The organism is Streptomyces atratus (assembly GCF_014648655.1).
GTDB classification, from domain to species: Bacteria; Actinomycetota; Actinomycetes; order Streptomycetales; family Streptomycetaceae; genus Streptomyces; species Streptomyces atratus.
Genome location: NZ_BMRN01000015.1, coordinates 42,365 through 62,173, shown reverse-complemented (window position 1 = coordinate 62,173; position 19,809 = coordinate 42,365). Strand labels below are relative to the sequence as shown.

At 68.3% G+C, this 19,809-nt stretch carries 19 protein-coding genes, 5 pseudogenes and 1 riboswitch; of the genes and pseudogenes, 13 read left to right on the top strand and 11 right to left on the bottom strand.

Annotated elements, in window-relative coordinates; genetic code table 11:
- Positions 1-11: 11 nt before the first annotated feature.
- The 3 genes from glpK to IEZ15_RS23710 all read right to left on the bottom strand — a co-directional run bounded on the left by glpK (position 12) and on the right by IEZ15_RS23710 (position 3,056).
- Positions 12-1,529: a glycerol kinase GlpK gene (gene glpK / locus IEZ15_RS23720; RefSeq protein ID WP_189279263.1), complete on the bottom strand. Its 1,518-nt coding sequence runs from the start codon at positions 1,527-1,529 to the stop codon at positions 12-14.
- Between the two features lie 45 nt (positions 1,530-1,574).
- Positions 1,575-2,420, bottom strand: coding sequence for an MIP/aquaporin family protein (locus IEZ15_RS23715; protein ID WP_189279262.1), 846 nt, complete (start codon positions 2,418-2,420; stop codon positions 1,575-1,577).
- A 162-nt stretch (positions 2,421-2,582) separates the two neighbouring features.
- Positions 2,583-3,056, bottom strand: coding sequence for a MarR family winged helix-turn-helix transcriptional regulator (locus IEZ15_RS23710; protein WP_189279261.1), 474 nt, complete (start codon positions 3,054-3,056; stop codon positions 2,583-2,585).
- A gap of 57 nt (positions 3,057-3,113) precedes the next feature.
- Here IEZ15_RS23710 and IEZ15_RS23705 point away from each other — a divergent pair, with 57 nt between their 5' ends.
- A complete protein-coding gene (locus IEZ15_RS23705; RefSeq protein WP_189279260.1) occupies positions 3,114-3,953 on the top strand; it encodes an alpha/beta fold hydrolase in 840 nt (279 codons plus the stop codon).
- A 49-nt stretch (positions 3,954-4,002) separates the two neighbouring features.
- Here IEZ15_RS23705 and IEZ15_RS23700 read toward each other — a convergent pair.
- Positions 4,003-4,254, bottom strand: a pseudogene (locus IEZ15_RS23700) (ArsR/SmtB family transcription factor); the annotation flags it as partial.
- Between IEZ15_RS23700 and IEZ15_RS23695 the strand changes: the two are divergent.
- From IEZ15_RS23695 to IEZ15_RS23685, 3 genes are all read left to right on the top strand, one after another.
- Positions 4,229-4,735, top strand: a complete 507-nt coding sequence (locus IEZ15_RS23695) for an HAD-IC family P-type ATPase (RefSeq protein ID WP_189279259.1) — start codon at positions 4,229-4,231, stop codon at positions 4,733-4,735. The pseudogene IEZ15_RS23700 and the gene IEZ15_RS23695 overlap by 26 nt on opposite strands.
- 313 nt (positions 4,736-5,048) lie before the next feature.
- Positions 5,049-5,411, top strand: a complete 363-nt coding sequence (locus tag IEZ15_RS23690; RefSeq protein ID WP_229846068.1) for a hypothetical protein — start codon at positions 5,049-5,051, stop codon at positions 5,409-5,411.
- 101 nt (positions 5,412-5,512) lie between these two features.
- Entirely contained in the window at positions 5,513-6,187 is a 675-nt protein-coding gene (locus IEZ15_RS23685; RefSeq protein ID WP_189279257.1) for a DUF305 domain-containing protein, read from the top strand.
- Positions 6,188-6,474: 287 nt separating this feature from the next.
- Here IEZ15_RS23685 and IEZ15_RS47125 read toward each other — a convergent pair.
- Positions 6,475-7,216, bottom strand: a pseudogene (locus IEZ15_RS47125) (ATP-binding cassette domain-containing protein); the annotation flags it as partial.
- Positions 7,217-7,336: 120 nt separating this feature from the next.
- Positions 7,337-7,951: pseudogene (locus tag IEZ15_RS47120) on the bottom strand (ATP-binding cassette domain-containing protein); the annotation flags it as partial.
- Positions 7,952-8,663: 712 nt separating this feature from the next.
- A riboswitch (cyclic di-AMP (ydaO/yuaA leader) is annotated at positions 8,664-8,849 on the top strand.
- Between the two features lie 2 nt (positions 8,850-8,851).
- Here IEZ15_RS47120 and IEZ15_RS23675 point away from each other — a divergent pair.
- Complete coding sequence (locus IEZ15_RS23675; RefSeq protein WP_189279255.1) at positions 8,852-9,580, top strand: LysM peptidoglycan-binding domain-containing protein; 729 nt, start codon at positions 8,852-8,854, stop codon at positions 9,578-9,580.
- A 136-nt stretch (positions 9,581-9,716) separates the two neighbouring features.
- Here IEZ15_RS23675 and IEZ15_RS23670 read toward each other — a convergent pair whose 3' ends face one another.
- The gene (locus IEZ15_RS23670; RefSeq protein ID WP_189279254.1) at positions 9,717-10,367 is read right to left on the bottom strand and encodes a DUF2461 family protein; all 651 of its coding nucleotides are present in this window, start codon (positions 10,365-10,367) and stop codon (positions 9,717-9,719) included.
- Between the two features lie 263 nt (positions 10,368-10,630).
- On the opposite strand from IEZ15_RS23670, the gene IEZ15_RS23665 reads away from it, so the two are divergent.
- The gene (locus IEZ15_RS23665; protein ID WP_189279253.1) at positions 10,631-10,909 is read left to right on the top strand and encodes a hypothetical protein; all 279 of its coding nucleotides are present in this window, start codon (positions 10,631-10,633) and stop codon (positions 10,907-10,909) included.
- A gap of 103 nt (positions 10,910-11,012) precedes the next feature.
- Positions 11,013-11,231, top strand: coding sequence for a hypothetical protein (locus tag IEZ15_RS23660; protein ID WP_189279252.1), 219 nt, complete (start codon positions 11,013-11,015; stop codon positions 11,229-11,231).
- Between the two features lie 61 nt (positions 11,232-11,292).
- Here IEZ15_RS23660 and IEZ15_RS23655 read toward each other — a convergent pair whose 3' ends face one another.
- The gene (locus IEZ15_RS23655; protein ID WP_114248137.1) at positions 11,293-11,610 is read right to left on the bottom strand and encodes a hypothetical protein; all 318 of its coding nucleotides are present in this window, start codon (positions 11,608-11,610) and stop codon (positions 11,293-11,295) included.
- 349 nt (positions 11,611-11,959) lie between these two features.
- Between IEZ15_RS23655 and IEZ15_RS23650 the strand changes: the two genes are divergently transcribed.
- Complete coding sequence (locus tag IEZ15_RS23650) at positions 11,960-13,357, top strand: APC family permease (RefSeq protein WP_114248138.1); 1,398 nt, start codon at positions 11,960-11,962, stop codon at positions 13,355-13,357.
- A gap of 49 nt (positions 13,358-13,406) precedes the next feature.
- Here the strand turns inward: IEZ15_RS23650 and IEZ15_RS23645 are convergent.
- The 3 genes and pseudogenes from IEZ15_RS23645 to IEZ15_RS23635 all read right to left on the bottom strand — a co-directional run.
- Positions 13,407-13,667 (bottom strand): annotated as a pseudogene (locus IEZ15_RS23645) (TolB-like translocation protein); the annotation flags it as partial.
- Positions 13,668-13,831 (bottom strand): annotated as a pseudogene (locus IEZ15_RS23640) (MFS transporter); the annotation flags it as partial.
- Between the two features lie 5 nt (positions 13,832-13,836).
- Complete coding sequence (locus tag IEZ15_RS23635; RefSeq protein ID WP_189279251.1) at positions 13,837-14,727, bottom strand: alkaline phosphatase family protein; 891 nt, start codon at positions 14,725-14,727, stop codon at positions 13,837-13,839.
- Between the two features lie 302 nt (positions 14,728-15,029).
- Here IEZ15_RS23635 and IEZ15_RS23630 point away from each other — a divergent pair, with 302 nt between their 5' ends.
- From IEZ15_RS23630 to IEZ15_RS23610, 5 genes are all read left to right on the top strand, one after another.
- Positions 15,030-16,109, top strand: coding sequence for an NAD(+)/NADH kinase (locus IEZ15_RS23630; protein ID WP_189279250.1), 1,080 nt, complete (start codon positions 15,030-15,032; stop codon positions 16,107-16,109).
- 74 nt (positions 16,110-16,183) lie between these two features.
- A complete protein-coding gene (locus IEZ15_RS23625; protein ID WP_189279249.1) occupies positions 16,184-16,837 on the top strand; it encodes an HD domain-containing protein in 654 nt (217 codons plus the stop codon).
- Between the two features lie 497 nt (positions 16,838-17,334).
- Positions 17,335-17,466: a hypothetical protein gene (locus tag IEZ15_RS46440; RefSeq protein WP_268250413.1), complete on the top strand. Its 132-nt coding sequence runs from the start codon at positions 17,335-17,337 to the stop codon at positions 17,464-17,466.
- Positions 17,467-17,762: 296 nt separating this feature from the next.
- Positions 17,763-18,674: a class A beta-lactamase gene (bla, locus tag IEZ15_RS23615; protein WP_229846083.1), complete on the top strand. Its 912-nt coding sequence runs from the start codon at positions 17,763-17,765 to the stop codon at positions 18,672-18,674.
- A 175-nt stretch (positions 18,675-18,849) separates the two neighbouring features.
- Positions 18,850-19,710 (top strand): Gfo/Idh/MocA family protein, encoded by an 861-nt coding sequence (locus IEZ15_RS23610; protein WP_189279248.1) that lies wholly within the window; start codon positions 18,850-18,852, stop codon positions 19,708-19,710.
- Positions 19,711-19,809: the final 99 nt, after the last annotated feature.

Here is a 19,809-nt window from a genome sequence, read left to right as displayed (position 1 = left end):
GACCCCTGACGTCATCCCACCCTCACCCAGTCGAGAGTGCGCTCGACCGCCCTCTTCCAATCGGCGTAGCCCTCGGCGCGCTGCTCGTCGCTCCACTGCGGCTCCCAGCGTTTCGACTCCTGCCAGTGCTCCCGCAACTCGCCCTGACTGCGCCAGAAACCGGTGGCGAGACCCGCCGCGTACGCGGCGCCCAGCGCGGTGGTCTCGGCGACGACCGGGCGGCTCACCTGCACCCCCAGGACATCTGCCTGGATCTGCATGCACAGGTCGTTGGCCGTGACCCCGCCGTCGACCTTGAGCACATCGAGATGGACACCTGAGTCCTGTTCCATCGCCTCCACCACATCCCGGCTCTGGTAGCAGATGGCTTCCAGAGTGGCCCGCGCCAGATGGGCGTTGGTGTTGTAGCGGGCGAGACCGACGATGGCGCCGCGGGCGTCCGAGCGCCAGTAGGGAGCGAAGAGGCCCGAGAACGCCGGCACGAAATACATTCCGCCGTTGTCCTCGACGGTTCTGGCGAGCCGTTCGCTCTCGGCGGCTTCGCTGATGATCTTCATCTGGTCGCGCAGCCACTGCACGGCGGACCCCGTGACCGCGATGGAGCCCTCCAGAGCGTAGACAGCCGGGCTCTTGCCGAACTGGTAGGCGACGGTGGTGAGCAGGCCGTGCCGTGACCGGATCAGCTTCGTACCGGTATTGAGCACGAGGAAGTTTCCGGTGCCGTACGTGTTCTTCGCCTGGCCCGGATCGAAGCACACCTGCCCCACGGTGGCCGCATGCTGGTCGCCGAGCACCCCGGTGATCGGGATCGCGGCCCGCAGGGGCCGGGACGTGCGCGTGCGGCCGTACGCCTCCGCGTCGGAGGACGGGTTGATGGCCGGGAGCATCGCCCTGGGGATGTCGAAGATGCCCAGCAACTCGTCGTCCCAGTCGAGCGTCTCCAGGTTCATCAGCATTGTCCGGCTGGCATTGGTCACGTCGGTGGCGTGGATGCCGCCGTCGGGGCCGCCGGTGAGGTTCCACAACACCCAGCAGTCCGTGTTCCCGAACACCGCATGGCCCTGTTCCGCAGCCTCGCGGACCCCCTCGACATTGTCGAGGATCCACTTGATCTTCCCGCCGGAGAAATAAGTGGCCGGAGGCAGACCCGACTTGCGGCGAATGACCTCGCCATGGCCCTCGTTCTCCAGGGCCTTGGCGATCGAGTCGGTCCGGGTGTCCTGCCACACGATGGCGTTGCAGTACGGACGACCGGTGCGGGGGTCCCAGACGACGGTGGTCTCGCGCTGGTTCGTGATCCCGATGGCATCGAGATCGGTGGCGCTCAGGCCTGAGGTGCGCAGAGCGTTCTGCATCACCGAGTTGGTGCGCTCCCAGATCTCCACCGGGTCGTGCTCCACCCAGCCGGGGCGGGGCAGGATCTGCTCGTGTTCCAACTGGTGCTTGGCCACTTCGTTCCCGTCGTGATCGAAGATCATGAAGCGGCTGCTGGTGGTGCCTTGATCCACCGCGCCGATGAAGTCCGCCATGGCGTGCTGCCTCTCCTGAATCCCCGCTCGACGAAGTACCGGGCGTCACTCCACCTGTGGCGTGGGGATGCTGCCCTCCGGCTCCGCCTCCGCGGTGGGCAGGAACCGGCCGACAAGGGTCTTGTAGAGGAACGCACCGACCAGGCCACCCGCGAATGGGCCCACAATGGGCACCCAGTAGTAGAAGTTCCCGTACTGGTCCCGCCACGCTCCTCCGTAGCCGGTGAGGAAACTCGCGAGCCGGGGCCCGAAGTCACGGGCCGGATTGATCGCGTACCCGGCATTGGTGCCCCATGCCATACCGATGCCCACCACGATGAGGCCCACGATGAACGGCCCGAGATTGGCGCCCGGCGGCTTATTCAGAAGATCCGTGACCGCGAAGATCAGCAGCACAAGAATGGCGGTTCCGATGACCTGGTCCCGCAGCGCCCCCCATTCGTGAACCGGAAGCGCGGGGTTCCCGTTGGCGGGCAGCGTCGAGAAAACGATTTGCGTCTTGATCGTGTGCCCCGGGTCCGCCCTCGCGAGGGCCTCGGTGTAATTCCAACGCACCACGAGTGCTCCGACGAACGCTCCTGCGAGCTGTGCGAGTGCGTAGGGTGCCACCTTCTTCCAGGGAAAATCCTTGAAAGCGGCAAGCGAAAGAGTTACAGCGGGATTGAGGTGCGCTCCGCTCAGCCTGCCCGCCACATAGACACCCAGGGTGACTCCGAGACCCCATGCCCAGGCGATGCTGTCGTGATTTCCGAGCCCTCCCGGCGGGTCGGTGAGTGCTCCGCCGGCTACGACCTGGGCCACCACACCACAGCCGAAGAGGATGAGAACCATCGTGCCGAGGAACTCCGCCGAGAGCTCCCCGACGATTCCCGACATCTTGAGCCGCTCCATGGGGATCTCGCTTCCTGTCGAGTCACCACCGTTGGCGGCATAGATCCAGATATGAGCGTAGACGCAGAGAATTGGTTCCGCATTTGGTGGCCATGTGGTGGCGGAAGCCACGCAGTCGGCGCGGGGCTCGCCTCGCGAAGGGGCCCGAACCAGGGCCTGGTGTCAGTCCACGTCGACGTTGTCGAAGAGTTCGAGCATGCTGCTGAGCACCCGCACGCAGGCCGTCACGTCGGCGTCGGTCAGGTTCCCGTCCACCTGGCGCAGCAGGGCCTGCTCGCGGTCGAGGGCGGCAGTGATCGCCGCCCTGCCGCCGTCGGTCAGCCGGATCAACGAAGACCGCTGGTGAGCGGGGTTCGGGATGACCTCGACCAACTGCCCCGCCGCGGCGTCGTTGACCATGCGCTGCACGAACTGTCGGCTCAGCGCCTGTGCGCGGCCCATCTGGGGGACCGTCATGGGTCCGTGCTCGTGCAGCAGATCCAGGACGGCGCGCACGCCGACGGACAGGCCCTCGATCGGTGCGGCCTGTTCCACCTTGCGTTGCACGCGCCTGTACAGCGGCCCGACCAGGGCGAAGACCTCCGTGAGTCGGTCGGCCAGGTCCTCGGGAGCCAGGGGCGGATCGGTATCGGTCATCTCGCCATCATGACACCTTGGTTGCCAACTTTGGAGAAAAATGGCACCTTGGTTGTCATGACTGCTGTTTCAGACCTGCTCTCCTTCGAGACCCGGGACGGCCACCTCGTCTACCGCGACGCCGGGGCGGGCCCACCGCTGGTGCTGCTGCACGGCGGCTTCCTCGACCACGGCATGTGGGACGACCAGGTGCCGGTCCTCGCGCGGAGCCACCGGGTGATCGTGCCGGACGCCCGTGGGCACGGCGGATCGTCCAACGCGGGCGGGCCATTCCGTCATACGGACGACCTGGCCGCTCTGCTGCGCCACCTCGACACGGGTCCCGCGGTGCTCGTCGGAGTGTCGATGGGCGCGGCCACCGCTGTTGACACCGCGCTCGAACACCCCGATCTGGTACGTGCATTGGTCGTCAGCGGGGCTGGAACGAGTGAGCCCGAGTTCCACGATCCCTGGTCCGAGGAGATCCTGACCGAACAGGCCCGCGCCCTGGCCGCCGGCGACCCCGAAGGCTGGATCGATGCCTTCATGCTCTTCGCCGCAGGCCCGCACCGCACACTCGACGACGTCGACCGCACCGTCGTGCAGCGGCTGCGCGAGATGACCGTGCGGACGGTCGCCAAGCACCGCGGCGACGAACCCGACTGGCTCGTGCCCGTGACGGACACCTGGGCCCGAGCGGCAAGGATCGCGATCCCGGTACTGGCCGTCAAGGGCGGTATCGACTCGGATGACCACATCGGCATGGCCCGACGCCTCGTACGGACAGTCGTCGACGGGCGTGAGGCAACGGTCGAGGCCACCGCGCACTACCCCAACATGGAACGACCGGACGCCTTCGACGAGATCCTCGGGGAGTTTCTGAAAGCTGTCCTCGCGCAGGACCGCGGCACCGACTGACCGGGCGCGCGTTGAGTGGAGGGCTCCGCCGGTCCGCGTGTCTCCGGCTTCAACGGGCGGCGGCAGCCACCGCACCGCCGGCTCCCGCCGCTTCCTCCGCAGGAGTGTCGTGCAGGCCGAGGCGCAGGTGCTCGACGTGGAAGAGGGCCTGGTCGAGGAGTTCGGCGACGTGGTTGTCGTACAGCGCGTAGATCACCGAGCGGCCCCGGCGCTCACCGGTCACCAGGCCGAGGTTGCGCAGCAGCCGAAGCTGATGGGAGCAGGCGGACTGCTCCATGCCGACCGCGTCGGCGAGCTCCGTCGCCGGACACGCCGCCGCACGACTGGGCGCCGAAGTGGGGATCGGCGACGTGCGGGCCGGGCTGCTGCCACAGGACAAGGTGCGCGCGGTCAGGGAGTTGGAGCGCGCCGGGCGGAAGGTCCTCGTGGTCGGGGACGGCGTCAATGACGCCCCGGCGCTGGCCGCCGCCCACAGCGGCATCGCCATGGGCAGAGCGGGCTCCGACCTCGCCCTGGAGACCGCCGACGCGATCGTCGTCCGCGATGAACTCGCCACGATCCCCACCGTCGTGGCGCTCTCTCGCCGGTGCCGTCGCCTCGTGGTGCAGAACCTGGTGATCGCCGCCGTCTTCATCACCGGCCTCGGCATCTGGGACCTGGCGGGCACTCTTCCGCTGCCCCTCGGCGTGGCCGAGCACGAGGGCTCCACCGTCATCGTCGGGCTCAACGGCCTGCGCCTGCTGCGCGACGCCGCCTGGACGCGAGCCCGGAGTGCCGGGTGAGCCGCTGAAACCCGCCGACGCCGTCGGCGTGGTCATCGCACACTCCCAGCAGGGCGCTCCGCACGAGCGGGGCCACAGCCCGTATGTATGCAGAGTTCCGGGGGCGCGGTGCCGAGCAAGGTGTCCGGACGGTGCGGGGTGCGACGGGAAGGGGCGCGACCGGACGGGGAAACCCTGTGGGGGTATCCTCGGGCTCGTACCGCAGGACCCGTACGACCGAGAATTCGAGGCAGCCGTGGATCGCAGGCGGACGCGCACGCCGGGAGCGTCCCGGCTGCTCGTGCTGTGTGCCGTCCTGTGCGGACTCTTCCTCATGCATGGGGCCCCCGCGAGCGCCGCCGAGGGCTGCCACGGCAAAATGGCCATGGCCTCGGACGCGCCCATGCCCACGACGACGGGTGCCGGCCACACATCCTTGACGGATGCGCACAGCTCCTTGACGGATGCGCACAGCATCGCCCAGGCGGCCGCCGCCGTGCCCGGGATGAACGGCGAGTCGTGCGTATCCACCCACGCCCGCGACCGCCTGCTGCCGCTCCTCATGTCGCTGGGCCTCGTGGTCCTGGCCGTATGGGGGCTCGGGCGGCGACGGACGGCGGTGCGCGGACCGGCACGGCGGGGTCCGCCGTTCGCCGGCAGGGATCTACTGCTCCAGGTGTGTATCGCGCGGACGTGACAGGTGTCCGCCGGCTTCCGGCCATCAGGCCGGACCGGCCCGATGATCCTGCCCCTTTCGCGCGCCACGGACGTGGCGCGTCCACCTGGAAAGAACGTGTGATGTCCGCTTCTCTGACCTCCCCTGCCCGCTGCCGCGCGCTCGCGGCCGCCGGCATCGTCGCCTCACTCGCTTTGACGCTGGCGGCCTGCGGCTCCTCCGAAGGATCCAAGACCGACGGCTCGTCCATGCCCGGCATGGACCACGGTTCCGCCGGCGCCTCCGCGCCTGCCACCCCCGGCAGTGCGTTCAACGACGCGGACGTGAAGTTCGCGCAGCAGATGATCCCGCACCACCAGCAGGCCATCGAGATGGCGAAGCTGGCCGACGGCCGCGCCGCCGACCCCGAGATCAAGGAGCTGGCCGCCGCGATCGAGAAGGCCCAGGACCCCGAGATCAACACCATGAAGGGCTGGCTGACGTCCTGGGGCAAGCCGCTGCCCTCGGCCTCGTCCTCGATGGGGGACATGCCCGGCATGGACCACGGCTCGGACGGTTCGGGAATGCCCGGGATGATGTCCGACAAGGACATGGGCGACCTCGAAGCCGCCAAGGGCAAGGACTTCGACAAGAGGTTCGCCCAGCTCATGATCGGCCACCACGAGGGCGCGGTCACCATGGCCGAGGACGAGCAGAAGAACGGCAGCGACGCCGACGCGAAGAAGCTCGCCGGCGCCGTGATCACGGCCCAGACCGCCGAGATCGAGAAGATGAACAAGATCATCGCCAGGCTCTGACCCCTGGCAGGGGTGCGGACCTTCGTCATGCTGAAGGCCCGCACCCCCTCCCGTACGTCCGACAGGCCGGACAAGCCCGGCCTGTCGGACGTACGCGGCCGCTCAGTCCGCTTCCGGTGTTGCGAGCAGGTCGCCCACCTCCTCCGCGGTGGTGTCCCGGAGTTCCTCCGCGAGAAGCAGCCAGCGGGTGATGCCGACCGATTCGAGGAACGGCAGGTCGTGGCTGGCGATCAGCAGCGCACCCTCGTAGGACTCAAGTGCGCTGGTCAGCTGTCGCACGCTGGCGATGTCGAGATTGTTGGTCGGCTCGTCGAGCATCAGCAGCTGCGGGGCCGGTGCGGCGAGCATCGTCGCCGCGAGCGCGGCACGGAAGCGTTCCCCGCCCGAGAGGGTGCCCGCCGGCTGTTCCGCGCGTTTCCCCTGGAACAGGAAGCGCGCCAGCTGGGAGCGGATGTGGTTGTCGGTGACCCCGGGAGCCATGCGGGCGACGTTCGCCGCGACGCTCAGTTCCTCGTCCAGCACATCCAGCCGCTGTGGAAGGAACCGCAGCGGTACGAACGTCCTGGCCTCGCCGGACAGCGGAGCCAACTCGCCGGCGAGGGTGCGCAGCAGTGTCGTCTTGCCGGCGCCGTTGCGCCCGACGAGCGCGATCCGTTCGGGACCGTGCACATGGAGGTCGCCCTCGTGCAGCCTGCCGAACCGGGGACGCAGTTCGTGCAGGCTCAGCACGGTGCGTCCGGTGGGAACGGCGGTGTGGGGAAGGCTGACCCGGATCTCGGCGTCGTTGCGGATCGCGTCCGCGGCCTCTTCGCGTCGTTCACGCGCCTCACTCAGCCGGTCCTCCTGCAGGCCGCGAAGCTTGCCCGCCGACTCCTGCGCGGACCGCTTCCGCGCGCCGGCGAGGATCTTCGGGAGCCGCCGCTCGGCCTCGATCTTCCTGCCGTGCCGCTGACGGCGCGCCAGCTTCACATGGGTCTCCTCCAGCTCGCGCTTCTGCCGGCGTACGTCTGCCTCGGCGGCCCGCAGCATCCGCCCGGCGGCTTCCTGTTCGGTGGCCAGGGCTTCTTCGTAGGCGGACCAGCCGCCTCCGTACCAGTTCACGGAACCGGAGCGCAGTTCGGCGATGCGGTCCACGCGCTCCAGCAGTTCGAGGTCGTGGCTCACCACGACCAGGACACCGGAGCGCCAGGAATCGACGGCCTCGTAGAGCCTGTGGCGAGCGAACACATCGAGGTTGTTGGTCGGTTCGTCCAGCAGGAGAACGTCGGGATGGTCCAGCAACAGTGCGGCCAGGCGCAGCAGGACGGTCTCCCCGCCGGACATCTGGCCCACGGTGCGGTCCAGTTCGACATCGCCGAGTCCGAGTGACCCCAGTGTCGCGAGCGCTCGTTCCTCGACGTCCCAGTCGTCGCCGATCGTCTCGAAGTGTTTCTCGTCCACATCCCCGGCTTCGATGGCGCGCAGCGCATTGCGCCGCCCGGCGATGCCCAGGGCCTCGTCCACACGCAGCGTCGTGTCGAGGGTGATGTTCTGAGGGAGGTGGGCGAGGCTGCCACCGACGGTCACCGAGCCCTGGGAGGGGCGCAGTTGGCCGGCCAGCAGTCGCAGAAGTGTCGACTTGCCCGCGCCGTTGGTCCCGACGAGACCGGTGCGGCCGCGGCCGATGCTGAGGGAGAGCCCGTCGAAGACGGTCGTGCCGTCCGGCCACTGGAAGGACAGGGCGGAGCAGGTCAGAGATGCGCTGGGGGCGGTGGGTGTCGCCATGGTGATCCTCGCAGTCGCAAGCACGGTGAATGGGGGGCTTCGTATGCGAGCACCACGCAGCGACCGAACCGAGAGGGAGGTGCGGCGGTCCGAAAGATCGAGGGACGGCTCATGCACCGAGGTCGCATCCACGCGGGGTCACGGGCAGGACTGAACACTGCTACTGCGTGACGGGCGTACAGCTGAAGCCGTACGGCGCGATGATCGCGAACCTCAGATGCGCAACGTCCACCTCTATCGGAGACAACAGGGACGCTGAAAACGATAACGACCCGGATGGCGAAAGGCAAAGCCACGATGTCGTGCGGGGGAGCGCGACGAGCGGCCCGCGGACCGGTCGGCCGGGAGGCGGGAGGTCATGGAGCCCTGTCGGTGCGGTCGGCCCGAGAGGTATCCCGAGTGCTACAGGAATGTCCCAATATGGGCTGTTTGCTTAGAAGTGATCCGTTGGCTAATAAAGAGGCATTTAGGGTGAGTCGTGACTCTTGAAGGCTGACCGAATTGCCCTGTTTGCGAATCTCGTGGTGTGAGTCACATTCAGAGTTCAAGGCGCCGTGGCGCGCTGCCCGGTTCCCTTCTGTGTGCGGAAATTTGGCTGCGCAGTGTGAAGTGGATTACTGCGAATTCTGCGATTCGATCTTGTGAATGAATTGTGATCCAAAATAGGGGCTTGTTCCTTTCGGCGTTTCTCGCCTACGGTCACCGTCAATCCGGACGGAACGCCGAATCCTGCCGCCGTCCGGCAATCCGACCACTCATGTACGGCAGGAACGGGGGACCCAGGTAAGTCGCCGATCCGGTATCCGGAACGGCTCGGGGTGAAGCCGCATTCGCGTGCGGCCGGACATCTCCAGTCCGAACCCGACAGCTCACCCCGTAGGCGACGGAGAGGAATTCACTATGTCTGCAACGGCTAACCACCGTCGTCGTAAGTCCATTTCGCTGACCCGCGGTCTCATCGTCGCGACCACGGGCGGAGCCGCTCTCGTGCTTCCGCTGGTCGGTGCCGGCTTCGCCTCGGCCGCGCCGGCGCAGCCCAAGGCTGCGGCGTCGACCGTCGCCACCGTCAAGGAAAAGACCGGGCAGAAGGCCGCGCCCACCATCTATTCCGTGATCGCCGGCGATACCCTCTCCAAGATCGCGCGGGGGCATTCGCTCAGCGGTGGCTGGAAGAAGCTGTACGAGGACAATCGAGAGATCGTCGGCGACAACCCCGCAAATATTCGCCCGGGCATGAAGCTGACAATCGGTGCCCAGGCCGAGTCCAAGACTTCCGCTGCCGCACCGGCCGCGACGCCCGCGACGTACACGAACGATCTGGACGGCTGGATCAAGAAGTCGCTGGCCGTCATGGCCAAGCACGGTATCCCCGGCAGCTACGACGGAATCCACCGCAACGTCATGCGCGAGTCCTCCGGCAACCCCCTGGCCATCAACAACTGGGACTCGAACGCTGCCAAGGGCACGCCGTCCAAGGGCCTCCTCCAGATCATCGACCCCACGTTCCGGGCCTACCACGTGCCCGGTACGTCGCTGGACAGCTACGACCCGATCGCCAACATCACCGCAGCGTGCAACTACGCCGCCGACAAGTACGGCTCCATCGACAACGTGTTCGGGGCCTACTGACGCACAGCAACGCCGATGGCGGTTCAGTACCGACGGGTGGCGAGGGGCCGAACAGGCCCCTCGAAAGGGGCCGCACCCGTCGGTCAGGGACCGCCTTTCGGCCGCTCACCCGCGTGGACAGCATGCGGAGGCGACGTCATGCGGGGCGTCGGCGGGAGCCGGGAACGGTCACATGGCCGGCGAGCCAGGAGAGCAGGGGCTCCAACTCCTGCGCCGCTCGGAGCACGGCGTCGACCAACGCCGACGTGTGCTGCGCGCAGTCCCCACCGAGCGGACGGGCAGCGGAGACCGAGCGGTACCGGAGCAGGTCGGCGCGGGGATGGCCGGCGTCATGGCCGCGCGGCATGCGCTTCATGGTGTCACCGGTGATCTCGTACCCCTGAGCCCCCAGCGCCTCGATGGCGCGCACCAGCTCGGGGCCACTGCCCTGCGCGGCAACGGCCGTACGGAACAACGGGACCTGCCCCGGGTCCGGGTAGCTCCAGCCGCCCTTGATCCGGAGCCCGTCGAGGTCGAAGCGGAGACCGATCTCGACGTTGCGTGCGATCCGGATCACCGCCACTTGGTGCTGCCACCACCACGGGTCCTTGCGGAACCCCCAGACGGAGAAGTCTTCGTACGCCTGGTCCGCGTCGGCCACATCGTTCAGCAACGCGATCATGGGCTGCCGTACGAGACGCTCCCGGTCCTTTCGACGCTTCTCGCGAGCTTCTTGCGAGGGCGTGCCCTCCAACTGCAGGAGCAGCTCGAACGCTTGCTCTGTCCAGCCGCTGAATGCTCTTGTCACGCAAGAGATCCTAGCGATCCGGGACTTGAGGGTGGGCGCGCACCGGGTCCTGAGCCGAAGCCGTGCCCTGCTTGCCCGCTGAGACTCACCCGCGGCCGTCAGGGAAGTTCAAGCGCCAGATCACGTCTGTGCGGGCATCCGAGGGGCTGCGGGTGCCATCTGTTCACGTCCGGCCTCGACGAACCCCAGGCGTCGCGGTACTGCCGAACGGCTGAGGGAGCCGCCCGGGGCACCCGTTATACGTCCGATCTCGCCGGGTACGGGTGACGGCTGTCACCGCCGTCGCTCTGCACGACCTCACCCAGGCCTTCGACAACATCGCCGTCAGCGACGACAGCAACCCCCAGCCGGGGGATGTCGACGGAGCGCGATCCAGCCTCTTCGCCGAGGGCCTCGCGGCCGCCGGTGCCGGCGGCAGCGTCGGCTCCGACGGCCTCACCTTCAACCTGCCGACCGACTTCGTCGGAACCGAGGACAACGCCCTCGCCCACGGCCAACTCGCCCCCCGACCGGTCATGCGTCCCGCGTCGGCCTTCTCATGACCGCCACGTACGCCTGGCCTTCGGCCCGACCGGCACGGTCACCTACACCGGCAAGACCAGCAGCGCACTCCCGATCACCGTCCCCGACCGGAGCATCACGACCGTGCCGAACGGAGCGGTGATCGCGGCCGACGGAGGCAACGTCAACGGCAGCGGCCGGGCACAGAGCGCACGTACCGCAAAGCTCTGCACAGTCGGAGTGGACGTCGGCCTGTCCGGACAGCTCAAGTCGAGCACCCTGCCGTCCGGGCCTCAGTGCAGGGGCTCCAAGTCCCCGGCGCTCCATGTCTTCGCCATCGCCACGGACTGCCACACCGCCTGAACCGGGCTGCCACCCGGTGATCCGGACCGCAACGCCCGGCGCGCGCCCGCCGACGTAGCCCTCACTCCTGGGCGCTCTCCGTCGGCTGCTCCGGCTTCCGTGGCGGAGGCCGTGGAACCGTGGCCGCCGCTCCCTCCCGGACGGACTCCACCACCGCCTCGTGAAGGCGTCGGCTGTCGTCCTCCGAGCAGCACGGCACTGGGCTGCCCGACATGGTGAACCAGTCGATCGCACCCGTGTACTGCACGGTGACCTGGGCCGTGTCATCGGCCCAGGTCGTGTGAACGGTCAGGTCTCCGGACAGGACGCCGATCTCGTCCGTGAGCACGCCACCGTGCCCGGAGAACACACCGCGAGTCGTCCATGACGCCCAAGCCATGCCTCCAGGCTGGCATCAAGACCACGGATGCGCGACCCGCGGCCATTCGCGCATCGCGGCGCTACGGGACGCCCGCACCCTTCCGGAATCTGGAATGGGTGAAATTTTGCACCGGATCCTGCTGCGGTTCCCGCACCCGTCGATCCCCATAAAATGACGCACTCTTAACGCCAAATCGTCAGATCTGCTCGCCGAAACAACGAATTCCGAAGGTTAACACCTCTTGACCTGCGGAACTCGTCAGGATTGCATGTCGCGCTGGGAGCGACGAAACCACTCACCACGTCCTCGTCTGGAGGCGATACCGCTCCCGCGCTCAGACACCGCACCTGTTGATCGGAATCGCACGATGACCGAAACGCTCAGCGCTCCCCAGGCGCTCGCCCCAGCGACCGGCCCCACTCCACAGAAGCTCAGGCGTTCCATCGGCGTCGTGGGCGGGACGCTGCTCACGCTCTCCTGCGTGACGCCCGCTTCGACACTCTTCGTGGTCGTACCCGACCTGTTCTCCAGCCTGGGCACGTACACCGCCCTCACCATCGCCATCGGCTCGCTGCTCTGTATCGCGGTCGCCTTCTGTTACTCGGAGCTGGGCACCCTCATACCGAGCGCGGGAGGTGAGTACGCCATGGTGTCGACCATGGCGGGACGGCTGGCCGGGTGGCTCGTCTTCGTGCTCTCCCTGCTGGTCGTGATGATCGTGCCCCCGGTCATCGCCATGGGGACGGCCGACTATCTCGCTCCCGTCGTGCACATTCCGGCTCCCGCCGCGGGCGCCGGGGTCATGGTCCTCGCCACCCTCGCCGGTCTCCTGGACCTGCGCGCCAACGCGTGGATCACCGGGATCTTCCTCGTCCTCGAAGTGATCGCGGCGGGTGTCGTCGCCGTTCTGGGCTTCGCGCACTCCGAGCGCGGGGCCTCCGCGCTGGTGCACGGGTCGGTCGCCTCGTCGGGCAGCACGACCTCCACGGTCACCGCGATGATGGTGGTCTCCGGGCTCGCGATCGCGCTCTTCATCACCCAGGGGTTCTCCACGGCTGTCTACCTCTCGGAGGAACTGGAGAACCCGCGGCGCAACGTGGCCCGCACCGTTCTCGCCACCCTCGCCATCTCCACTGCGGTCATCCTCGTCCCGGTCATCGCCATCACGCTGGGCGCCCCGGACCTCGCGGCCCTGACCTCGGGCGACCTCAACACCATGGTCGCCGCCTGGTCGAACTCGGCCGTCGGTACGTTCGTCAGCCTCTGCGTGGCCCTCGCGATCATCAACGCGGGCATCGTGATGGTCATCCAGAACTCACGGGTCCTGTTCGCCTCCGCCCGTGACAAGGCGTGGCCCGAGCCGATCAACAACGCCCTGTCCCGACTCGGCCGGTTCGGCTCCCCGTGGGTGGCGACCCTGGTCGTCGGCGTCCCCGGCGCGGCGCTCTGCTTCGTCAACCTCGACACCCTGTACGGCGTCACCGGCGTCTCCGTCACCGGCATGTACCTCCTGGTCGCGGTCGCCGCCCTGCTCTGCCGCCGCGGCACGCACCGCGAGGCACCGGCCTGGCGCATGCCCCTGTGGCCTGCGATTCCCGTACTGCTCATCGCTGTGCTCGCGTACATCCTGACCCAGCAGGAGACCGAGTACCTGCTGTGGACCGGCGGGATCACAGCGGTCGCCACGTTCTACTGGGCGCTGTATCTGCGGCCCCGCCGGGAGACCCGCTGGCTGGTCAGTATTCCGGAGGACGCGCAGTCCTGACCCGTATGACCGGACCCGCGTCCCGCGCTCTGCACGGCCCGCTGAGCCGTCACCCCGGACAGGCCGGGGCGACGGCGGAGGTCATCAGCCGGCGGGCCGCACCGGTGCCGTCGGCCGGGACGGTACACAGGTCCGAGCCGTAGTCGCCGGGGAGAGCATGGACGAGGGTGGAGTCGTCCGCCCACACCGCCTGGTCGCCGATGTTGCGCTGCTCGGCGGTCGCGGTCTGCGACATGCGGCGCAGATCGAGCACATACAGCCGCCACGGGGCGTCGGGCGAGGCTCCCGGGACGTGCTTCTTGCAGGCGATGACCACGTACAGCGGCAGGACAGCAGTGACCATCTCCGAGGAGATGTCCGTGATCAGGCTGACGGCGCCGAGAGCAAGGACAGTGCCGGGTACTGCGGCCGGCCGCCGCCCCGGGCGGGTGCCCTGGCGGCGGCTTCGGCGTTGCGGGAGTCTGCGAGATACACAGACGTCAGTTCCAGATGCCGGAGATGTCGGACGCCGAGGCCGCATTGCCGGCGTGCGCCGTCAGACCGGCCAGGTCCTCCAGGGTGCGGAGCACGTTGTAGTGGTTGTAGGTGGCAGCGCTGGAACTGCCGGGGGTGACGTGCTGACCGTAGAAGACGGTGGGGATGCGGTTCCCCGACAGCTTGTTGTCCTCGTCGAACGTGACGACCAGGAGGCTGTTGTGGGTCTTGGCCCAGTCGGCATAGGCGCCCAGCTTGTTCTTGATCCACGTGTCACCGGTGGAGACCGAGCAGTCGTGCATGTCGCTGCACAGGTTCGGCACGACGAACGAGACTTTCGGCAGGGCGGTGAAGTCGGCCGGGAACTGCTTCATGGTCTTCGCCGTGCTGGTCGGCACATTGGAGAAACCGAACCAGGGGTTGTGCGTCTGGGCGTAGTCACCGCTGCTGCAGACGGTCGAACCCTGGCTGGGCAGCGTCTCGTTGTAGCTTGCCCAGGTCTTCCCGGCGGCGATCAGCTCGGAGGCGAGATTGGGCGCGGACAGGGAACCGACGCTCACGCAACTGTCGTCGGTGCGGCCCTGGTTGGAGCCGGAGAACAGCATGTAGTAGTTCGGCTCGCTGGGGTGGGTCAGCCCGAAGGACCGGGTGAGGTCGGCGCCACCCTCCTTGAGAGTGTTGTTGATGTACGGGGCGCCGGAGGCGCCGATCACCTGGGTGTAGGCGTGGTTCTCCATCACCACGACCACCGCATGATCGGGGGCCGGGAGACCTGCGGCCTGTGCGGTGGAACCGGTGGTGGCCCAGAGACCGATCGAGGCGGCGGCGAGAGCCACGACCCCGGCCAGCGCGGTGGGGGAGCGTCGGCTGCGCCTGGACGCCTGGACTGCGATCATGACTGTCCTCCGGACAGAAGTGACGAGCACACGGGTGTGGGGCGTCGCACCCCTGGGAGCCACCGGGTGGACTCGGCCGCGTCCCGTGCATGAAGAGCAGTCGAACCTCTCCCCTTCATTCTGCCGCGCGGTGGGCGGACCACGCTGTGCCCCGCAGCGGCCCGATCACGCTGCCCTCCCGGGGGCCCGATCGCCTGACCGGGAACGGTCTGTCGGCCCGGCGACGAAGCCGGCACACCCATGGACCATCAAGGTGGGACCAGGACATCGCGACATCGTCGGAGTACGGGAGCCGGAGCGAGATGAGTGTCGAGCGGGTGGGAGTCGTTGTCCACCAGGGCCGTCCCGAGGCCGTTGCCGCGGCGCGCGTGGTACGCGACTGGTGTGCGGGCGAAGGCGTTCCGTGCACGGACATCGACGTGTGGCGCGACGACGCGCGCCGGCGTGGCGGACGGGAGGAGGCCCATGTCGCGGGCAATCCCGATCTCATCGTGACGCTCGGAGGCGACGGCACCTTTCTGCGCGGCGCCAGGATCGCGGCCAAGAACCACGTCGCCGTCCTCGGGATCGACCTGGGCCGGGTCGGCTTCCTGACCGAGGTGCCGGCCGAGGACGTCGTCCGGGCGCTCGACGCCGTCCACCGCGGGCGGGCGGACGTCGAGGAGCGCATGACGCTGACGATGAGGACCTCCCGCGTACTTGAAGTGCCCAAGGACATCGACGCCCTGATGGGCTACGGACGACGTCCGATGCTGCCGCCTCCCCATGTCGACCTGGAGGCGGAGGCCGCGGCGGAGGGCTGGGGCGTGGCGCTGGATGTCACGGCCCTCAACGACGTCGTCGTGGAGAAGCTCGCGCGTGACCGGCAGGTGAGTCTCGGCGTCTATATCGGCGGTCGGCTCCTCGCCTCGTACTCGGCCGATGCCGTCATCATGGCCACCCCCACCGGGTCGACCGCCTACAGCTTCGCCGCAGGCGGTCCGGTGGTCTCACCACGAATGGACGCCGTCCTCTTCACACCCGTCGCACCGCACATGACCTTCAACCGCACAGTGGTCGTCGCGCCGGACGAACCGGTCGCGGTGCGGGTCCTGCCCAACTCGGGACAGGGCGCGGTCACGATCGACGGCCAGCTGCGCGGCGTACTGGACGCCGGAGACTGGCTCGGGGTGTACGCGGCTCCGCGTCGTCTGCGCGTCATCAGGCTCGGCCCGCACGATTTCTACGGGCGGCTGCGCACCCGCCTTCGCCTCACGGACGCTCCGGCCGCGGCCGCCGAGGGGGAGATCGCGCCCCTGTTCCGTCCTGACGGCCCGATCCCGCACGACCTGGCCCATCTCCATTTCTCCCTGGCGGACAGGGACGCGGCAGCCGGTGGTTGACCGGGCGGGGGAGAGATGCAGGGTGAAGAATCGGACGGGCAGATCCGACACGTCGTACGACCAAAGGAGTTCACATGCCCAGAAGTGCCGACCTTCCTGTCGTTACCGGAGTGACGGTGCCCGATACCGAGCTGGCCGCCGCGGCCACCGAGCTGGTGCGTGACGCGACCGACGACCTCGTCTACCACCATTCCCGCCGTGTCTACTTCTTCGGCAGCCTGCAGGGGCAGAACAAGGGGCTGAGCTTCGACCCGGAGCTTCTCTACGTCGGAGCCATGTTCCATGACCTGGGCCTCAACGAGGAGTTCCGCGGGAGCGGGCGCCGGTTCGAGGTGGACAGCGCCGACGAGGCACGGAGATTTCTGCAGAGCCACGGCGTGCCCGAGGACAGCATCCGCCGCGTCTGGACGGCGATCGCGCTCCACACGACGCCGGGAGTTCCACAGTTCATGGAACCCGAGGTCGCCCTCGTGACCGCGGGGGTGGAGTACGACGTGCTCGGCATCGGGTACGCCGACATCAGCGACGCGGACCGTGCACAGATCGTTGCCCTCCATCCCCGCCCCGACTTCAAACAGCGCATTCTCCGGGCCTTCACCGAAGGCATCGAAGCCAAACCGGACACCACTTTCGGCAATGTGAAGGCCGATGTTCTGGAGCGTTACGTCCCCGGGTTCAAGCGGGGCAACTTCGTGGACACCATCCTGGACTCCCCCTGGCCGGAGTGAGGCTCCCACAGGGCACGCAAGTCGGTGCAAGCCTTCGCCCGGGCCTCCTCGCGGTGTGCTGCGCGGGGATCGCCCTCGTCACCGTCCAGCCGCACGACCGACTCGCCACTGCTGAGTGATCGCGAAGCGGTCCTCAACGCCCTTGAGCCGCACCGGGCTCAGCCGGCCGGTCCGTCCCCCGGCGAGAGGAGCGCATCGCCCCAGGCAGGGTTCCGGCCTCTTCGGCGGGCCACGCGTGCTTGTGGCGGTGATCCGGTCGACAGGCGTGCCCGCGACGCACTGAGATGTCCCTGCCACCGGCCTGAATGCCTACACCTCCTACGCCGCTGTCGACCCCGGGGTCGCCGCGCAGACCACCCGTCAGATCAACGAGGCCCCCTCATCGGCTCGGCAACCCGGACCCATGTCGCCGACGGCCGCTACGAGACCTTCGAGGTGCCCCGGTACGCGCCGGACTGGGTGCTGGTCGGCGACGACGGCGGGGCGGCGGACTGTTCATGCGCCGCCACGGCCGCGACCGCACCCGCGTGTACCGTCTCGATCTGGGTGCGATCGACGAGGACGTCGAAGCGGACGGCGATCCGATGACGGACGACCTGCTCGGCCGGCTGAGCGCGGGCCGGGCCTGACGGACCCCGGCCTGTGCGGGGTCGCCGGGGCCGGGCGCGGGGGGATCACGCAGACCGGGGTCCGTCGTCTCCCAGGAGGCGCCCATCCCTCAGGTGACGTCGTGACCTCGCAACGGCACCCATCGAGGAACCGGGCAGGCATACCTCTGATCCGCTACGGAGAGCCGTTTGCCGGGTTGCGGCAGCCGTACGGGAACAGGGCCTGGACGGGACCTGCTTGCTTCGTGGTGCAACCGTTGGTCTGCCAGGAAGCGTCGTGTGCAGGCAGTACGACCGCACGAGCAGGAAGGCAGGAGATCTTGAAATCAAGCAGGGGTGCGTCACGCCGTGCAGTGCTTGTAGGTGGCCTGGGGGCGGCGCTGGCCGCCGTTCCCACGTCATCGGCCGCGGAGACCTCCGGCCCGGGGAGCGAGGCGGTGCGGAAGTTGCGCGACCTCGAACGGGAGCATGCCGCCCGGCTGGGGGTGTTCGGGTGGAACACGGTGACGGGCAGGAGCGTCCTCCACCGGGAGGAAGAGCGCTTCCCCATGTGCTCGACGTTCAAGACGTTGGCCGTCGGGGCCGTCCTGAGGGACCTCGACCATGACGGGACGTTCCTTTCGGAAGTCATTCACTACACGAAGCAGGACATCAAGAGGTCGGGGGGCGCGCCGGTGACCGGTCTGCCCGAGAATCTTGCGCATGGGATGACGGTTGAGGATCTGTGCGGCGCGGCCATCTCGTACAGCGACAACACTGCGGCGAACCTTCTGATGGAAAGGCTCTGCGGGCCGACGTCCGTCACTCGCTTCTGCCGGTCGATCGGAGACTCGGTGACCCGGCTCGACCGCTGGGAGCCGGAGCTGAACTCGGCGGAACCAGGGCGTGTGACCGACACCACCAGCCCTCGCGCCATTGGGAAGACCTACGCGCAGCTCGTCCTCGGGGGCGCGCTGGAGGCGGGGGACCGGAAGAGGTTGACCGGGTGGCTGCTGGCCAATACGACCGGCGGCAAACGCCTGCGCGCCGGCCTCCACGAGGACTGGTCCGTCGGCGACAAGACCGGCACCGGCAGCTACGGCACCACGAACGACGTGGGTATCGTCTGGCCGCCCGGCCAAGGGCCGATCGTGATGGCTGTTCTGTCCACCAAGCACGACGCCGACTCCGAGGCGGACGACCCTTTGATCGCCCATGCAGCCGCCATCCTGGCAGCCGCCCTCAACTGACGTCCGGCGCGGCTGTACGGTCGGGGCCGTCGGGCCGGCTGCCCCGCTCCGTCGGCGCTGCGCGGGGTTCCTGGCCCCTTGCGGGACGCTCAACTCAGCCACAGCACCGGGGGTGCCCTCCCTGTGCCCGGGAGTGCGCTCAACCTGCCTGTCGCCGTGAAGGTAGCCTCTCCTGATGCGTATCGGGATCGTTGGTACCGAGAACACTCATGTCGACCACATCATCAGCCACCTCAACGTCCACGAGGCGGGCGGCGGCGCCCGCGTCGTGGCTCTCAGCGGCGGGCACAGCCGGCGCAACGACACGCTCGCGTCCACCGGAGCGATAGAAAAGATCGTCGACGAGCCCATCGGCCTGCTCGGACTGGTGGACGCCGTCATCGTCGCGGACCGGAACGGCGCGCACCACCGCGACCAGGCGACCCCCTTCCTGGCCGAGGGGCTTCCGGTATTCGTCGACAAGCCGCTGGCCTGCACGGTCGAGGACGCCCAGGCCATGATCGACACCGCGCTCGCCCATGAAGCGCCGCTCACGTCATCCTCGGCGCTCCGCTGGATTCCCGACACCGACGCGCTGGTGGCCCGGACCGCGCGGGGCGGGCAACCGCACGTGGTCGTCACGTCCGGACCCGCCGATCCCGACGGCGAGTACGGCGGGATCTTCTTCTACGGCATCCACCCGGTGGACGTGGCTCTCCGGCTCGCCCCCGGTGAGATCTCCGACGTACGCACGGACGCCACCGACACCACAGTCAGCGCGTCGTTCACTGCGGGCGGCACCCGTGTCCTCGTTAACTTCGTCAAACCGAACGACACGCACCAGATCCCCTTCCACGGAATGGCACTCACTCAGGACACCGTGATCGAGCAGACTCTCACCCTCGACGCCCACTACTGCGTGCCGGGTCTCGAAGCGTTCCTGGAGATGGCCCGTACGGGCAGGCCACCGATCGGATATGGAGACTTGCTGCGCCCCATCGAGGTCCTGGAGTCCGTCGCCGCTGCCCTGCGTACGCAGTCGGCCGACCTTCGGTGAGGTGAGGCACCGCGATCCACCTGGGCCTCGGCGGCCGCAGGGACGTCTGACGAGGTCCCTGTGTCCACCGACCGGTGGACATGCGGTTCAACCGGTAGG

What these genes read in the sequence shown, in the direction of transcription:
- IEZ15_RS23625 (WP_189279249.1), top strand. Translation starts at nt 16,184, where the DNA reads ATGCCCAGAAGTGCCGACCTTCCTGTCGTTACCGGAGTGACGGTGCCC.
- IEZ15_RS46440 (WP_268250413.1), top strand. Translation starts at nt 17,335, where the DNA reads ATGCGCCGCCACGGCCGCGACCGCACCCGCGTGTACCGTCTCGATCTG.
- IEZ15_RS23705 (WP_189279260.1), top strand. Translation starts at nt 3,114, where the DNA reads ATGACTGCTGTTTCAGACCTGCTCTCCTTCGAGACCCGGGACGGCCAC.
- IEZ15_RS23710 (WP_189279261.1), bottom strand. Translation starts at nt 3,056, where the DNA reads ATGACCGATACCGATCCGCCCCTGGCTCCCGAGGACCTGGCCGACCGA.
- IEZ15_RS23690 (WP_229846068.1), top strand. Translation starts at nt 5,049, where the DNA reads ATGCATGGGGCCCCCGCGAGCGCCGCCGAGGGCTGCCACGGCAAAATG.
- IEZ15_RS23630 (WP_189279250.1), top strand. Translation starts at nt 15,030, where the DNA reads ATGAGTGTCGAGCGGGTGGGAGTCGTTGTCCACCAGGGCCGTCCCGAG.
- IEZ15_RS23655 (WP_114248137.1), bottom strand. Translation starts at nt 11,610, where the DNA reads ATGGCTTGGGCGTCATGGACGACTCGCGGTGTGTTCTCCGGGCACGGT.
- IEZ15_RS23675 (WP_189279255.1), top strand. Translation starts at nt 8,852, where the DNA reads ATGTCTGCAACGGCTAACCACCGTCGTCGTAAGTCCATTTCGCTGACC.
- glpK (WP_189279263.1), bottom strand. Translation starts at nt 1,529, where the DNA reads ATGGCGGACTTCATCGGCGCGGTGGATCAAGGCACCACCAGCAGCCGC.
- IEZ15_RS23610 (WP_189279248.1), top strand. Translation starts at nt 18,850, where the DNA reads ATGCGTATCGGGATCGTTGGTACCGAGAACACTCATGTCGACCACATC.
- IEZ15_RS23650 (WP_114248138.1), top strand. Translation starts at nt 11,960, where the DNA reads ATGACCGAAACGCTCAGCGCTCCCCAGGCGCTCGCCCCAGCGACCGGC.
- IEZ15_RS23715 (WP_189279262.1), bottom strand. Translation starts at nt 2,420, where the DNA reads ATGGAGCGGCTCAAGATGTCGGGAATCGTCGGGGAGCTCTCGGCGGAG.
- IEZ15_RS23685 (WP_189279257.1), top strand. Translation starts at nt 5,513, where the DNA reads ATGTCCGCTTCTCTGACCTCCCCTGCCCGCTGCCGCGCGCTCGCGGCC.
- IEZ15_RS23635 (WP_189279251.1), bottom strand. Translation starts at nt 14,727, where the DNA reads ATGATCGCAGTCCAGGCGTCCAGGCGCAGCCGACGCTCCCCCACCGCG.
- IEZ15_RS23695 (WP_189279259.1), top strand. Translation starts at nt 4,229, where the DNA reads ATGCCGACCGCGTCGGCGAGCTCCGTCGCCGGACACGCCGCCGCACGA.